Below are 13,659 nucleotides of genomic sequence, written 5' to 3' on the forward strand. Positions count from 1 at the left end.
AACCCCGCACACGATGGCGCACGGCATACCGCACACACCGCACAGATTTGGGGTTATGGCCAGAGCGCGCATCACTTTTGGGCCTTGTAGTCTTTGAGGCTGACGCGGAATGCGTCGATGCGGCCACCCAGCCAGATGGCTTCTTTGTCGCCAAAGGGGCGCTCTTGGCAGCCGGGCATGTAGGTGACGCCATGGGGGCCGATGGCGGTCTCGGAGCCCAGCAGGTTGTAGCGCTTGCGCTCGGTGGTGGCGCCGTGCTTGCGCATGATGGCGTTGGAGAAGCGCGGAAGGTTGAGGGCTTTGAGGCCCACGTTGTTGCACCACACCTGGTAGAGCTCGTAGAAGTCCTGCGTGAGCGCAGGCAGCAGCAAGCCGGGCGACACCATGTTGTCAGTAGACCGGCCCTTCAGCGGTGGGAATCCGGGTATCTCGCCGGCTTCGAAGTCTTGAATGAAGCGGCTGGGGCTGTCCAAGCCGAGGTTGATCAGCTCGCGCTTGGCGTCTGTCATCGGCGGGAGGGTGCCCTCGTCAAAGTCGCCCAGATCGAGGTGCAGAAGGTGATGGTGTAGGGCCTCGATGCCGCCTGCTTTAATTTCTGCTTTGACGCGGCCATAAAACTCTTGTTCAAGCTTGACCGGTGTCCAGATCACTGCATGGCGCCGGTCGTCCTCTTCCAGCACCACGGGCATGGCCTCGTTGGACAGAAAGACCATGTTCACATGATTGCGCTTGTCATAGGCACTCATGTTTTTGGGATTGATGCGGATCCAGTCCCCAGTAATGAATGCCTTGAGCTTGTTTTTAATGTGATACAGGTCAGAGCGTGCAACCACCTCGTCAGCGATCAGGAAGAGCTTGCGGCTGGCCCAGTCGTTGAACTTGTCTTCAATGGCTGACTGGTCGATCACGCGGCCATAGCGACCGTAGATGGCCATGATGCATTCGAAGAACATGTTCTTCCCCGTGCCCTGTGGACCATGGATGACCACCGTGGTTTTCATCTTGGCGCCCGGATGTTGGATCGGGTAGGCCAGCCAGCGCAGCACCCACTCATAGAGCTGGTCGGGCTTGCTGTCTTCGGCGCACATGTATTGCAGCAGCTCGAGCAGCAGATCGCAACTGCCGGCCTTGGGCACGGTGGGCCATCCGGACCAGAGGTTGCAGAGAATGTCCGGGTCTGTACAAGCAGGGTCGAAGCCCACTTGCTGCACGCGCACGATCTGCCTGTCTGGGTGCTCTGCCCACGCGCGGTGAATCTCACGTGCCAGGCAAGCATCACGCATATCGCTCATGGCCAGCAGAATGTGCTCTTGATGATCGAACACCGTGCTGCCCTGCCCGTACACCAACGCAAAGCGCTCCAGCAGCTCTTCCACGCTGTCAATCGGGCGCAGTGGGCTGTATTCGTTGCCACCCTCCCCCCCTGTGGCGGTGGCGGCGCGTTTTGGAGACGCGCGCCAATTCAGCTCCGAGAGGCGGGCCTCGATCTGGTTGCGGACTACGTGAAGGCCTTCCAGCAGGTGCAGGTCGTTGAAATCGTTGAGCTTGGTGCCCTTCTCCATCCAGCCGGCCTTGCGGGCTGCTGCATCGGTGAACCTTGGGGCAATCCATGCACCGCCCACTTCCATGGCCGCTGCACTGGCGGCAGAGATACCTGCGTTGCTGGCTTTATGTGGCTGGCCGCAGTGTGGGCAGTTGGGGCCATCGGCAGGCCATACCGGCTTGCGGCATTCTTGCTGCTGGCACTTCTGGGTTTCGTCGTCATCCGCGCAAATGAGGAACTGGGAACGCTTGTGGCGTGCGCGCAAGTTGCGCACCACATGGATGATGTTGCCTGCGTCAAAGGCGATGACCACGGGCAGGCCGGTGGCTTCGTACAGGCTGGCGCCCGTGGCATAGCCTTCCGCCACCAGGACGATGGGGCCAATCACCCCGATCTGGTGAAAGTGCCCTTTCTTGGCGAGACCGGCTGGCCAAAATTCCTTGTCCAGCTTTTTGCGTTCACCGGTTTGTTTGCCGCGGATGACCTGTAGACCGTGAATCTGGCCGGCCACATCCAGCACTGGGATGATCATGGCCGCGCCGGGTGAGTACCGCACGCCATGGCCCAGCACGCCCTTGCGGGTGAGGTATTCGCACTCGCCCTGCTCGGAGTAGCGGCCCCATGCTTTGCGGGCCCGCTCGGCTGCGCGCTCCTGGTCGGCCTTCTCTGCCAGCTCGGAGTTGCGCTTGTCCTCAGCCATGCGGCGGCGCACTGCGTCACGCTGCTCGGTGCTCAGCTCCTGCTTGCCAATCTCCACCTTCTGGACATTGTTGTTGGTGCCTTGCCAGTTTCCGTAGCTGCCCACGATCAAGTCGTTGCCGTTGTCCAGCCGGATTTCATGCAAGTGATACCAGCCGCGCTTTTCCTTGCCGCCATCCTTCGACCGGCAACGCTGACGCTTGCCAATATCGAGGTGGTCGACCAGCAGGCCGAACGCCTGCAACTGGCTCAAAACTTCATGGTAGTTGGAGGACATCAGTAACTTTCGGGGCCGCTAGCTACACACAAAAAGGGGTTCGAATTACCCGCACGCAGAGGTGAAGGGAAGGACCCAATGCCGGGGGTGGCTGCATCAGCACCACGCAACGCGCAGGAACCAACGCCAGCGTTTACCGCTGCTGCTACCAATGGGGAGGTGGGGCTAGCTCTCATGAGTTGAAGGATTTCGGAGGCGTTGGGAGCTGCGCGCGCAGGCCGGCCAGCAGGTTGTTGATGGCGCTGATAGCCTCAGATGCCAAGCCATCGCAGCGGCGCATGCTGTTGCCTGTGACCCCTGCCGCGAAGGCGTCGGACACTGCGTGCTGCAGGTCTGCCACCAGGGCGTTCATCTGCCAGTACAGGGCGTGGGGATCGTCGGTGCTGGCCGGTACCGACTTGATGACGGTGTAACCAAGGCGTGCTGCCTCGGCTTGCAGGATCCACGGCAGACCGGAGAACTCCTGCATTTGCAGGGCTTCTTCAACGGTCGTGTGGTGGGTGGTGTTGTTGGGGTTTACCTTGTGGTTCAAGGTGTCCACCGACTTGCCCATGCGCGATGCCAGGACTTGAATGCCGCCTTGGCACTTGTGCGCTGTGTGGTAGATCGCGTCTTGAACGCTCATTCCGGTGATGTCGGGTATCTGCTCCTCTGCGCCATAGGCAGTTGCGCGAGGAATTGAAATACTTGTTTTCATGAACACCACCTCTTTGAAATCAAAATTGCCAAGCGTCGGCTTTACCGTGCGCCAGCTGGTGAAGGAATGTGTGCAGCAGGCCCACGCTGAGCTGCGTGCAACGCATCCCAAGTACCGGAGCTATGGCGGCTACCTTGGCAGCTTTCAGCCTGTTGCAAAGAAGGAGCCGCGCAATGTTTGAGCGACTGACAAGGGCGAGCTCCCCCACAGGTGGACAATGGGAGCTTCTCACCACCACCAACGCCACCACAGGGGGTACTCATAATGCAAACGCAGGAATTGCTGCTGGCTGCGCAGGTGCGACTTATCGCCAAGGAAATGCAGCAGGAGCTCTTGAAAGCCGAGCTCTCAGGAATGCCGGAAGGTCCAGCCAAAGACGCGAAAGCGGCCGATCTGGTGCTGCACAACCCAGTGCACAGCTTTACAGGTGCAGCTTTGGAAGAGCTCAAGGAATACGCCGCGCTCATAAACACGTACTTGGCCAAGTGACTGAGCTGTCAGGCGTGTTGAGCCGATTGGCTGGACGTGGACACACCGTGCTGCTGGGCTTGCTGCCCTTGAATGCGCAGCACCGCGCCGTTCACTTTGTCGGCAAGGCTCTGGGTCAGAACATCCGGCCAAACGTAGATCGCATGCGGGCTCTTGTAGCCCATGGCCTTAGCGGCTTTCGCTGGGGTTCCCCCCAGAAGTTCGATGGCAGTTTTTTTGAGCATGCGCGGATTGTAATAGCTATTACAAGCGCTGCGTGATTTTTATTACAACTACAGGATTATTCTCACGCCATGCGATACGGTGAACGCCTACAACTTGCCATGGACCATGCGGCCAAGATCAAGCAGCTCGAAAAAATCGAGCGGATCGAAGTTGCCAGGGTCGCGGACTGCAGCACCCAAAACATCGGGATGATTCTTCGCGGTGCGCAAGGTGACCAGCATCTCAACACCGAGGCCAACTACAGGGTCGCCAACTTCCTGCGCGTGAATGCGCACTGGCTGGCCACCGAAGAAGGCGACATGCTCAAAGGCGTTGCTCCAGAGCAGCCGGCCGTGTCGTTTGAGGCCAAACAACTGGATCTTCTCTTACGCTCCATCCCAGAGGACCGCCGGTTGACAGCCTACCAAATGGCGACGCAGCTGCTGATTTCATATCTCGCGCCGGCGCCCTTGCCTCAATCTGCAGCGAGCACCAGCGCAGGGCAAGATCCACATGTTGTGGCAGCCAAGCCGTCCGCATCACACCACAAGTAGCCAGATACGTGCAGAACTCGACCGCCTGGTGATATTGGTCCTCTCGGACAATCAGCGCCCAGGGAATGTCGGGAACCCGGTATTCGGGCTGCTTTGCTTCCTCTGAAAAAATGGTGATCGCGCCGTCGTAGCGCTCAATGATTCCGTCGCAATACGAGGCTGCAAGCCTCGGCACGATAGATCGGGCTTCCGGATGCCCGAAAATTCCAGAGTGACGCGCCAGCAGGACGCCGCCCTCCACATACTCGCAGCGCGTGACAGCACTGCTGGACCTCAATTCCCACATCAAACCCCCTGATGAAGCCTATTTTTGGCCGATTTGTGACAAATTGTATTTGCACCATGTGCGCACAAAAAGTCTACCGGAGAAATACACCTTTTCCGGCCAAACTATTCACCAGAGGGACAGCAACCGTGTACAGGGCTGATCAAGAAAATATCAGTTTCGCCTGCGGAAATGAAAAATTCACAAATCCAGTGTTACAAAAACACTGATTAATTCACGGCATCCTGTGGCACAGATGCACCACAGTGTTTACAGCGCACAGCCTCAACCTTGATGAACTCGGCACATTCCGGGCATTTGCGCGCACTCACGCCGAACGGCAGGCCGGTGATGGGGTTGATTTTTGAGTTTTTGCCGCGAAACAAAAGCACCAGCGCGCCCACCAGTGGACTGAGCAGTAATGACAGCAGCGCGAACAAGAAGCCACTGCGGCCCCAGCTCTGCGCCCAATAGCCCACCGCCACACAAAACAAACCGTAGACCAAGTAAAACATGCGCACCCCTTGGTAGATCAGGATTCCAACGGCTTGCCCAGATGCAGTGCCGCCAGTCCATTGTGTACTACCTCGTACATGTGGGGGCTGTGGGCCAGCGTGGTGAATAGCGCAACCACCGTGGCCTTGTCATAGTCACCAGCCGCCTGCAAGTGCTCAGCCAGAACGCGCAGCGCTTCTTCCAAGGGCATGCGCCGATCTGAGTCGCCGAACTCGAGCCACTCCAGCGTGCAGCCCACAAACTCAGCGCACTGGCGCATGTATTTCTGGGGAATGCCGCGCAGCTTCCAGTGGTTGATGTTGCCCTTGCTTGTGCCCAAGGCGTCAGCGAGCGACACAAAAGACTTCCTCTTGCGTCGCATCTCTCTGACCAATCTCTCCCAAGCACTCATCCCCCATTTTTTGCAAAGGGATTACACAAAACGTTTACTTCTGAAAGAGTGATTACGGGGTGTAAGTAGGCCGCACATCTCGTCTGGCGGCCCAGATACATGGGACTTTCCCTAGATTCCGCTCCCAAAAACAAGCGAATTTGCAAATCTTCTGTAATTTGTATTTACTTTGCTTGTAATTTCCATTACATTTATTTCAACCCAGCAAGCGAACGCTGGATTGGAGTGAAAAGTGAAGTTCTCAACCCTCCCACCATTCAAAGCCACCGGCAAGGTAGACATATACCAGCCCGGCGATTTCAGCCCATCTGCCAAATTAGAAGTGACGGTCATCGTCACCGATCAATGGGCAATCAGCACAGCCATGGAGCGCGCAGCACGCTGGAAGCTGGAGCACCTTGGTGTGCCAGCCGACAAAGCCCAAGCGCTCAACCTCGAATACAACGGCACCTACGAAATCGCAGCCCTTGAGCCCAAAGGGGTGAAGCAACTGTGGGGCATCCCCGTTGAAGGCTTCCTTGATGGCGGCAACTACACCGAAGCCAAGCGCGCCCTTTTGATTCGCCAGCGCCGTTTGCTGCCTTTGGACCATGCCGAAGCTTTGGCTATGTACGGCAAGCGCGTTCAAGTCAAGCAAGAAGTGGCGGTGGCAGCATGAACACCACCGCACACCGCCTGGTCAACATCCTGCTGGCCCTCGCCATCGTGGCCGTCTACGCAGCCATGCAACAGGTCGATGGCATGCCTGATGGCCGCGCCGAAATGGCGCAGTCTGCCGCCACACAAGACGCTATCAAAACAGAAGCTGCCCGCGCACGTTACATGCGGGCCGCTGCCCAATCTTGCGGAAATGCTGACTGGGTGGAGGTAGACGCCCAAACCGTGCGCTGCATTCCCCGCAAGGCACCCGCCAACACTGGCGCTGTCGTGGCTCTGGCCGAGGTGACACGATGAACTGCTGCAACGACTTCGGCCAATGCACCCAAGGGCAACACTGCCCTGCCCGCCCGGCTGCTGTAACCCGCGTGAAGGTCAGCCACTGCACCCGCGCTGAGGCTGCACCAGTGATTCCACAGCCCACACCTGTGCGCCGTGCCCCGATGGATGACGAGCTGCAGCTCAGCAACTGGGACCGCTTCTGGTTCTGGGGAACTGTCAGCGTTGCCGGTGTTTGCACGCTGGTCGTGATCGTCGGTGGCGTGGGCTGGGCCTACGGAAAGTACATGGCATGAGAGCGCCACGCTGCCACGCCGATGCGGCCGACATGCCGCCCGTGACCGATGCCCACCGCCAGGCAGCCTTCCAAGGCATGCACTGGAAGGGTTGGACCTACGAGCAGGCCATGCAGTTCGACATGCGCCGCCGGCTGATCGAGTGCCGCGCAGCTGCTCTGCGTAAGGCCGAGTGGGAAGCCACCACCAAGCGCACCACTGTGCCAGTGCGCCGTGTCCGCCTTGGCAGCGATGGCCACCCCGTCGGCTACGTCACCCAGATGGTCAACGGCCCACGCAAACCCATTGTGCAGCCGGACCTGATCTGACTGCCCTCCCCTTTTTCACCACGACACCACCATGCCCCACCAAGTTCTTCCAATTGCGGCCATAGAGGCCAAGGCCCGCACAGATGCGGCGACCTACGACAACGTGAACGACGCCTGCCCCTACAGCTTCTACACCGAGGCCGGCCGCGTCTACAAAGCCGCCTTCCAGAAGGAACGCCTTGCCATGTCCATGAAGGGCAAGCCCGAGGTGAAGACTAACCGCACGAGGGCTGCAGCATGAACTGGCTTGTAACCGCCCACGCCCGTGAGCATGAGCTCACCGGTACCGCTGCCACCCACCCGGACAACGTGCCCAGCCTGAGCGAGATCGGGCACTCGTTGGCCCAGATCAACCGGTTTACCGGCCACGCTACCCGCCCCTACAGCGTCGCAGAGCACAGCCTGCTGGTGCTGAGCTTGGCCCGCAATGAATACGCATCGCCTGAGCTGCAGTTTGCAGCCCTGATGCATGACGCCCACGAGTGCATCACCAGCGATGTGGCCAGCCCGATCAAGGCCGAACTGGGCCCCGTGTGGGCCGCCTTTGAGTGGAAGCACCAGCGCCACTTGCTGGAGCAGTACGAGCTGCTGGACGTGTTTACCCAGTACAAGGCCCGCATCAAGCGCTGGGATCTGATTGCACTGGCGACCGAGCGCAGCCAGATCACCCGCTTCAACCCGCTGTACCACCGTCTGTGGCCGATTCTGGACACGCCAAGCGAAGAGATACCGGTGGCCACCGGCGTGGATCTGAACGAGCACTGGCGCTGCGTCAACACCTGGGCGACTTGGGCCCACGTGTTCACCCAGCAGGCCGAGGAGCTGCAGACCCGAATCATGAAGGCCAAGGTGAACGGGCGGGCTGCAGCATGAGAATCACAGCCAAGCCTGCCGAAATGCTGGTCATTGACGACCTGCCTCGACTTGATCCTATTCGCGTTGTGCTGGAAAACTTTGAGCCAGGCAAGGGACGCATCATCATCGTCTGCTACGACGCCGCATGGGTAGCTTACTGGGGCGCTATGAGCGGGAAGTCTGTGCAGGACTTCTTCGTACGCAGCGATGCCGGCTATCTGGCATCGAACCTGATGAGCGCGTCTACCCTGTCGCGGGCAAAGAATCACGAAACCTATCTGGTTCGCATAGTTGCCGCTGTACAGGAAGCGCTGCGCGAGCGGGAACGCCAAGGCGGTGCAGCATGAGCACCACCCTCGCAGACCGCGCCAAAGGCACCGCCTTTGAGGTCATCTACCAGCCACGCGCAGTGCCTGACAGCTGCCGCCCACCGAAGAAAAGCGGCCCGAAGCCCAGCAGCGCCAAAAAGCACGCGGCATGGGCTGGCCTGCAGCCGCTGGAGAACGTGGCACCCGGATTCAACACCCCCATCACCACCCGCGAGCAGTCTGCACGGACTTCTCGCATTCGCGGCCGAGGTAACAAATGAGCCAACGTATCGTCAATTTAGAAGTGAACGACGCCGGCAGCTGGCGCCGTGTCACCAGCTTTGATCTGGACGCCTTTGATGAGGGCGACCTTGAGCACTGCGCACACAGCTTGCTGGAGCTCAGCAGCAACGACAAGCTCAAGGCACGGATCATCATTCCAGGTGATGCAGCCCCGCTGGTTACTTGGAACAAACAAGACAGCTGGCGCGAACTGGGGGAGACCACATGAACCCCTTTGCACAGATCGCCGCTACTTTGACGGCCCACACCGTCCCAGCCTGGAACGCCAGCGAGGTCAAACCGCAGGGACTGAGCCGCACCGAGACTATTCGGCAGCTGCTCAAGTCCGCCAGTCGCCCGGTCAGCGCCGCTGAGATTGCGTTTGACATGGACGAATTCCCCAACTTCGGCACCCACTTGGTGTGGCTGCTCTTGAAGTACGACATTCAAAAGGGGCGCGTGCTTTTTCAGGATGGCAAGTACCGCTGGAACCACGCCTATGACACCGCCGAGGCCGAGGCAATCCGAGCCGCGGTGAAGCTGCTCAAAAACCACGGCTACAAAGTGAAGGAGCCATCATGAGAAAAACCAGCGCATACGCCCGCAAGCAGCGCCGCTTGGGCGGTGTCTACAACGGCGCCGAAGGCTTCAACGTGATTCAGCGTTGCCGCCAGTACACCCCCGAGCCACTACCAGGCATGGAATCGGTAGCGGGTACCCAGTCAGCTGCTGACAAGTCCATGATCCTTGTGCGTGAGGCTTACCTAGCCATGAAGAACAACGCATGCATCGACCCGGTGCACGACTTTGATGTGCTGGCCCATGCCATCGGCGTGGCGTGGATCCGGGCGGTAAAGATTGCCGGTGAAGACGAGTTCACCAACACCATGCTGCCGATTCTCAAAACGGCCAACGAGGCTCTGGGCCGGAGCAAGGAACGATTCCACCGGATTGGCCGCATGGGCTTTGATGGCCCAGCGATCGACCAGGTGGAGGCAGGCATTGAGGTGTACGAAGCCATTGTGAGCGCCAGCAGCCCCGCCCAGATGACGGAAGCCGTGGAAGAGCGCAGCCGGATATTGAAAGGCCAGCAATGAATATGCCTAAAGCAAAAACGTGGGCGATTTTTACGCCGGAAGGAAACGCCCGTATGTGGTCAATGTTTCAGTCCCATGTGCAGAAGCTGGCAGACGCCGAGGGCCTGACGGTCACACCACTCTACGACAAGCAAGCCCTGATTGATTCGCTGGAGGAAGCTGCAAAGGAGTGCGACTCCACTTACTACAAGTATCTCGCTGAGGACAGCGGAGAAGTGCTCCACGGAATTGCCGCTTGTGCAGCAACTATCCGCAAACTGAAGGAAACGCTATGACCTGTGGAACTTGCAAACACGAAGAAGTGCGCGACACACAGCCCTGCACCGGCTGCAATCATGGCAGATGGTGGGAGCCAAAAGAAGCCAAGACGAAATGCGGCACATGCCTAGGCGATGGCATTGATGGAGAGGACAGCGACGGTATCAACGGAGCGGTTACTTGGACATGCCAAGACTGCAAGGGAACCGGCTACCAACTGAAGGAAACGCTATGACCACCGGAGCCGAATGCTTTGACCAAGATTGTAACGGTTGCGATGACTGCACCGACTACGAAGACGACGACAAGGAGTGCGAGCGCTGCCACGGCGACGGACGCGACCCATTGAATGACTATTTACTCCCCTGCCCACTTTGCGAAGGAGCTCAGATATGACCACCAAAGACGTATTAGCACTTGCGCTGGAGGCGCTAGAGAAGATCGCATTTGCCGATATGTTCGACTTTCAGCGCCGCGACCTTGCCCGCAAAACAATCACCGCCCTCAAGCAAGCGCAAGAGCCGGTAGCCTTTATTTCGCCAAAGCAGCTTGAGCTGATTAAAGACCCCGATGGCGAATTCGGGCACTACATCCCGATGCGGAAAACATCTGCGGGTAATTTTGTTATGGCGCTTTACGCAGCACCCAAGCAAGCGGAGCCGATATGGCAGCCTATTGAATCAGCGCCGAGCCTTCAAATCGTTCTTATCCACTACAAGAACTCGAATGACCGCGGCCGCACGATTAAGGCAAGATTTGTTCCGCGCTACACCGAAGAATCACATCAAGAGAATGATGAAGGTGTAACTGAGTACGACGAAGCCAATGACCGTTACACCCTGATTCAGGGATGGTGGGAGCAGATAGATAACTGGGATGACTTCTCCGAAGTCTACGTGTCAAACAACCCAACCCACTGGATGCCATTGCCAAAACCACCGGAGGCCCAATGATCAAACCAGCCTACCTCGAGCTGGAAAGCGTCGCGGCCTTTGTGGCACTCAGTGAAACCACTGTGCAGCGCCTGGTGCGTGAGGAAGCATTCCCGAAACCGCGTCTGCTGTCTGGCCGACGGGTGGCTTGGCTGGTGCGGGAGGTGGAAGCCTGGGCAGAGGAAAGGCCCGTGGCAGACCTACCACCGCCCAAAAACACCAGTTGCCGCAAACCTAGGGCAAGGCAGCAAGCTGCTCCAGCTTAGCGTCCAACAATGTCATCCAGTGCCGCCGCTCCTGATCGTAGGTGTGGCGGTTATAGGTTCCTTTGATCCCACCTTGCATGTGCCCCAGAATGGCCTCGGCCACTTCGTCGGGGCACTTCATGGCAGCCAGCATGGTGCGGGCCGTACGGCGCAAATCGTGCGGGCTCCACTCCGTCACCGGCAGCGCTGGCCCGCTGTTACGCTCTTGCTGCTGACTCGAGTAAGGCATGCGCTGATACACCTGCGTGCCGATGGTGGCCTGATTCACGTGACCACCGCGGGTGCCAGGGAATAGCCATCCGTCGTAATCCTCCATCCGGCGCCGTACGATCGCCAAAGCTCTGCCCACCAAGGGCACCCGCAGATCCGTGGCCAGCTCGTGGCGCGCGTTCTTTGTCTTTGCCTTCGGGATGGTCCACCACCAGCCATCCGCCTCCTGACTGATTTCCCCCTTTTCCATGCTCATGGTCTCAGCGCCACGGGTGGCCGTCCAGAGGTACAGGATCAGCGCGTCTGAAATCAGCGTGCTGAAATTCGGCAGCCAGCGGAGCAGCTTGCCCACCTCGGCTTCGTTGAGCGTACGCTTGGCCGTGCCGATCTTCACGCCCACACGGTTGCGGCCTTTGCTGCGCAGCCGGCCACGCATCACCAAGCGCCACCAGTTGGGGGTTGTGTCGGGAATGCGGCCAGCATCGAGCGCGTAATCCCACGCCGCGCCCAGCTCACCGCGCAGGGTCTGAGCGCTGACCGGTATGTGCTGCAGCCCTTCCAGCAAGTTGAATGCGTCAGTACGGGTGATGGTGACGGCGGGCCGCTCGGCGATGGGGTCCAGGTGCGCATCTAGCAGCCGGCGCATTTCTTTCGCGCCCTTTGGCTTGCGGTGCAGGTCGACGTGGCCGTCCAGGTAGTCGTTGCACAGCTGGCGCACGGTGTAGGTGTCGCTGGGCTTGGGTTTCTCGGCGGCTCGGATTTCACGCTTGGAGACCGCCGGATCCTCACCCGCATCGCGCCGCGCGCGCAACGCCTCCCATGCCACGACCGCTGCCGCCAGCGACATGGCCGGCCAGTGCCCGATCTGCACTTGGCGCATTTTGTCGTCCACCGGCGACTTGTAGCGGTAGGTCCACGACCGGCGTGTCTCTGTCGCCTTCAATCGCAAGCCCGGGCAGCCATCAACCATGAGGTGCTGACCAGGCTGCAGCAGCTTGGCTTCGCGTGCGTCAAATTTCATGCATTTTCACCCTTACGGCGTAACTTTCCCCATAAACAGAAAAGTGACTCTGGCGTAACTTTTGAAAAAGCACCCTAAAAAGCTACGCCAAAACGCGGAGTGTATAGGAATGCAATGGAGTGTTATGACTACATCCGGCGAACTGGCGTAACCAGTCCACCAGAGGGAAAACGTCAGATTTTGAAGCCGATCTCTCGGAGAACCTGAGCGGTTTCAAAGAGTGGCAGACCCATGATGCCAGAGTAAGAGCCCTCAATGCGCGCAATAAACGCGGCCGCCCTGCCCTGCACACCGTATGCGCCGGCCTTGCCCATGGGTTCGCCGCTCGCCACGTAGATGGCAATATCGTCTTCGCACATGGCAGAGAAAGTGACTACCGATTCCGAGCACGCCTGGGCGGTCTTGTCGCCCCATGCCACTGCCACCGCAGTAAACACGCGATGGGTGCCGCCAGCCAAAGCGCGCAACATGCGCTTGGCATCTTCTGCATCCGCCGGCTTGCCAAGGATGCTGTCCCCCAAGGCGACGGTCGTGTCCGCACAAAGAATAGGACGATTTTGACCGCTAGCGCCCGCTAAACGTGCGCGAGCAGCTATCAATTTAAGAGCAGTCACCCGCTGCACATAAACCGCAGGCGTATCGCCCTCCAACACCACTTCCAGGCTCTCAGCATCTTCATCTGGGGTGGGCAAGAGCAACTCGTGCGCAACGCCGATCTGGGTCAGCAACTCGCGACGGCGCGGACTCTGGGAGGCGAGATAGATGTAGTCCGGGGCACTCATGGTCATTCCCTGTGGTACGGGTGATTGGCGTTGACAGACCAAGCCCGGTAAAGCTGCTCAATCAGCAGCACCCGCACCATGGCGTGGGGCAAGGTCAGGTCGGAGAGGCGTATGCGCTCGTGCGCGGCCTGGCGGAACTCGGGGTCCAGACCGTCCGGGCCGCCTATGATGAGCGCCACATCGGTGCCGCCCAGCTGCCATTCTTTCAGACGATCGGCCAGCCCCGTGGTGCGCAAGCTGGTGCCGCGTTCGTCGAGTGCCACAATGCGCGCCCCTTTGGGGATGGCTTCTTCTATGCGCTTGCGTTCAGCGGCGTAAAGCTGTTCCACCGTTTTGGAGCCTCTCGGCTCCGTCTTGATGGCTTTGAGCTCTACTTTGAGCTCATGGGGAAATCGCTTGGCGTAGTCGTCCCACGCGGTTTGCGCCCAGTCCGGTACCCGCTGACCGACAGCGACGATGACCAGCTTCACGCA

25 protein-coding genes are annotated in these 13,659 nt (G+C 59.2%); 17 read left to right on the forward strand and 8 right to left on the reverse strand.

Annotated features, from left to right (window positions below):
* Positions 1 to 71: 71 nt before the first annotated feature.
* Both AEP_RS02690 and AEP_RS02695 read right to left on the reverse strand, forming a co-directional pair.
* The gene (locus AEP_RS02690; protein ID WP_087493966.1) at positions 72 to 2,519 is read right to left on the reverse strand and encodes a DUF5906 domain-containing protein; all 2,448 of its coding nucleotides are present in this window, start codon (positions 2,517 to 2,519) and stop codon (positions 72 to 74) included.
* 172 nt (positions 2,520 to 2,691) lie between these two features.
* Positions 2,692 to 3,216: a phage regulatory CII family protein gene (locus AEP_RS02695; protein ID WP_087493967.1), complete on the reverse strand. Its 525-nt coding sequence runs from the start codon at positions 3,214 to 3,216 to the stop codon at positions 2,692 to 2,694.
* Here AEP_RS02695 and AEP_RS02700 point away from each other — a divergent pair.
* Together AEP_RS02700 and AEP_RS02705 are read left to right on the forward strand one after the other, a co-directional pair.
* Complete coding sequence (locus tag AEP_RS02700; protein WP_087493968.1) at positions 3,215 to 3,397, forward strand: hypothetical protein; 183 nt, start codon at positions 3,215 to 3,217, stop codon at positions 3,395 to 3,397. The two genes, AEP_RS02695 and AEP_RS02700, sit on opposite strands and share 2 nt — an antisense overlap.
* 83 nt (positions 3,398 to 3,480) lie before the next feature.
* Positions 3,481 to 3,705 carry a hypothetical protein gene (locus AEP_RS02705; RefSeq protein WP_087493969.1) on the forward strand — a complete coding sequence of 75 codons (225 nt, stop codon included), beginning with the start codon at positions 3,481 to 3,483 and terminating at the stop codon, positions 3,703 to 3,705.
* Positions 3,706 to 3,713: 8 nt separating this feature from the next.
* Here the strand turns inward: AEP_RS02705 and AEP_RS02710 are convergent, their stop codons facing one another.
* A complete protein-coding gene (locus AEP_RS02710) occupies positions 3,714 to 3,929 on the reverse strand; it encodes a hypothetical protein (protein WP_087493970.1) in 216 nt (71 codons plus the stop codon).
* 69 nt (positions 3,930 to 3,998) lie between these two features.
* On the opposite strand from AEP_RS02710, the gene AEP_RS02715 reads away from it, so the two are divergent.
* On the forward strand, positions 3,999 to 4,463 hold the full coding sequence (locus AEP_RS02715; protein ID WP_157673020.1) for a hypothetical protein: 465 nt from the start codon (positions 3,999 to 4,001) through the stop codon (positions 4,461 to 4,463).
* Between the two features lie 495 nt (positions 4,464 to 4,958).
* On the opposite strand, the gene AEP_RS02720 is transcribed toward AEP_RS02715, so the two are convergent.
* The gene (locus tag AEP_RS02720; protein ID WP_087493972.1) at positions 4,959 to 5,243 is read right to left on the reverse strand and encodes a hypothetical protein; all 285 of its coding nucleotides are present in this window, start codon (positions 5,241 to 5,243) and stop codon (positions 4,959 to 4,961) included.
* A gap of 17 nt (positions 5,244 to 5,260) precedes the next feature.
* Positions 5,261 to 5,581: a helix-turn-helix domain-containing protein gene (locus AEP_RS02725; RefSeq protein WP_157673021.1), complete on the reverse strand. Its 321-nt coding sequence runs from the start codon at positions 5,579 to 5,581 to the stop codon at positions 5,261 to 5,263.
* Positions 5,582 to 5,867: 286 nt separating this feature from the next.
* Between AEP_RS02725 and AEP_RS02730 the strand changes: the two genes are divergently transcribed.
* The 14 genes from AEP_RS02730 (at position 5,868) to AEP_RS02795 (ending at position 11,173) form a co-directional block, all read left to right on the forward strand.
* Entirely contained in the window at positions 5,868 to 6,293 is a 426-nt protein-coding gene (locus AEP_RS02730; protein WP_087493974.1) for a hypothetical protein, read from the forward strand.
* Positions 6,290 to 6,589: a hypothetical protein gene (locus tag AEP_RS02735; protein ID WP_087493975.1), complete on the forward strand. Its 300-nt coding sequence runs from the start codon at positions 6,290 to 6,292 to the stop codon at positions 6,587 to 6,589. The genes AEP_RS02730 and AEP_RS02735 overlap by 4 nt, the downstream gene beginning before the upstream one ends.
* On the forward strand, positions 6,586 to 6,867 hold the full coding sequence (locus tag AEP_RS02740; protein WP_087493976.1) for a hypothetical protein: 282 nt from the start codon (positions 6,586 to 6,588) through the stop codon (positions 6,865 to 6,867). The genes AEP_RS02735 and AEP_RS02740 overlap by 4 nt, the downstream gene beginning before the upstream one ends.
* Entirely contained in the window at positions 6,864 to 7,175 is a 312-nt protein-coding gene (locus AEP_RS02745) for a hypothetical protein (RefSeq protein WP_087493977.1), read from the forward strand. Before AEP_RS02740 ends, AEP_RS02745 begins: the two co-directional genes overlap by 4 nt.
* 31 nt (positions 7,176 to 7,206) lie before the next feature.
* A complete protein-coding gene (locus AEP_RS02750; protein WP_087493978.1) occupies positions 7,207 to 7,416 on the forward strand; it encodes a hypothetical protein in 210 nt (69 codons plus the stop codon).
* Positions 7,413 to 8,048 carry a hypothetical protein gene (locus AEP_RS02755; RefSeq protein WP_087493979.1) on the forward strand — a complete coding sequence of 212 codons (636 nt, stop codon included), beginning with the start codon at positions 7,413 to 7,415 and terminating at the stop codon, positions 8,046 to 8,048. Before AEP_RS02750 ends, AEP_RS02755 begins: the two co-directional genes overlap by 4 nt.
* A complete protein-coding gene (locus AEP_RS02760) occupies positions 8,045 to 8,377 on the forward strand; it encodes a hypothetical protein (protein ID WP_087493980.1) in 333 nt (110 codons plus the stop codon). Before AEP_RS02755 ends, AEP_RS02760 begins: the two co-directional genes overlap by 4 nt.
* Entirely contained in the window at positions 8,374 to 8,619 is a 246-nt protein-coding gene (locus tag AEP_RS02765; RefSeq protein WP_087493981.1) for a hypothetical protein, read from the forward strand. Before AEP_RS02760 ends, AEP_RS02765 begins: the two co-directional genes overlap by 4 nt.
* Positions 8,616 to 8,849 (forward strand): hypothetical protein, encoded by a 234-nt coding sequence (locus AEP_RS02770; protein ID WP_087493982.1) that lies wholly within the window; start codon positions 8,616 to 8,618, stop codon positions 8,847 to 8,849. Before AEP_RS02765 ends, AEP_RS02770 begins: the two co-directional genes overlap by 4 nt.
* Positions 8,846 to 9,202, forward strand: a complete 357-nt coding sequence (locus tag AEP_RS02775) for a hypothetical protein (RefSeq protein WP_087493983.1) — start codon at positions 8,846 to 8,848, stop codon at positions 9,200 to 9,202. The genes AEP_RS02770 and AEP_RS02775 overlap by 4 nt, the downstream gene beginning before the upstream one ends.
* Positions 9,199 to 9,717, forward strand: a complete 519-nt coding sequence (locus tag AEP_RS02780) for a hypothetical protein (RefSeq protein WP_087493984.1) — start codon at positions 9,199 to 9,201, stop codon at positions 9,715 to 9,717. Before AEP_RS02775 ends, AEP_RS02780 begins: the two co-directional genes overlap by 4 nt.
* 2 nt (positions 9,718 to 9,719) lie before the next feature.
* Positions 9,720 to 9,992, forward strand: coding sequence for a hypothetical protein (locus AEP_RS02785; RefSeq protein WP_157673022.1), 273 nt, complete (start codon positions 9,720 to 9,722; stop codon positions 9,990 to 9,992).
* Positions 9,993 to 10,367: 375 nt separating this feature from the next.
* Entirely contained in the window at positions 10,368 to 10,928 is a 561-nt protein-coding gene (locus AEP_RS02790; RefSeq protein ID WP_087493986.1) for a DUF551 domain-containing protein, read from the forward strand.
* Entirely contained in the window at positions 10,925 to 11,173 is a 249-nt protein-coding gene (locus AEP_RS02795; protein WP_087493987.1) for a helix-turn-helix transcriptional regulator, read from the forward strand. Before AEP_RS02790 ends, AEP_RS02795 begins: the two co-directional genes overlap by 4 nt.
* Here AEP_RS02795 and AEP_RS02800 read toward each other — a convergent pair.
* The 3 genes from AEP_RS02800 to rlmH all read right to left on the reverse strand — a co-directional run bounded on the left by AEP_RS02800 (position 11,142) and on the right by rlmH (position 13,656).
* Positions 11,142 to 12,404, reverse strand: a complete 1,263-nt coding sequence (locus AEP_RS02800) for a tyrosine-type recombinase/integrase (protein ID WP_087493988.1) — start codon at positions 12,402 to 12,404, stop codon at positions 11,142 to 11,144. The two genes, AEP_RS02795 and AEP_RS02800, sit on opposite strands and share 32 nt — an antisense overlap.
* Positions 12,405 to 12,577: 173 nt before the next feature.
* Positions 12,578 to 13,186, reverse strand: a complete 609-nt coding sequence (locus tag AEP_RS02805) for a Maf family protein (RefSeq protein WP_087497149.1) — start codon at positions 13,184 to 13,186, stop codon at positions 12,578 to 12,580.
* 2 nt (positions 13,187 to 13,188) lie between these two features.
* Positions 13,189 to 13,656: a 23S rRNA (pseudouridine(1915)-N(3))-methyltransferase RlmH gene (gene rlmH, locus AEP_RS02810; protein ID WP_087493989.1), complete on the reverse strand. Its 468-nt coding sequence runs from the start codon at positions 13,654 to 13,656 to the stop codon at positions 13,189 to 13,191.
* Between the last annotated feature and the right edge of the window lie 3 nt (positions 13,657 to 13,659).

The sequence above is a fragment of the Curvibacter sp. AEP1-3 genome, assembly GCF_002163715.1.
Taxonomy (GTDB): Bacteria; Pseudomonadota; Gammaproteobacteria; order Burkholderiales; family Burkholderiaceae_C; genus Allorhodoferax.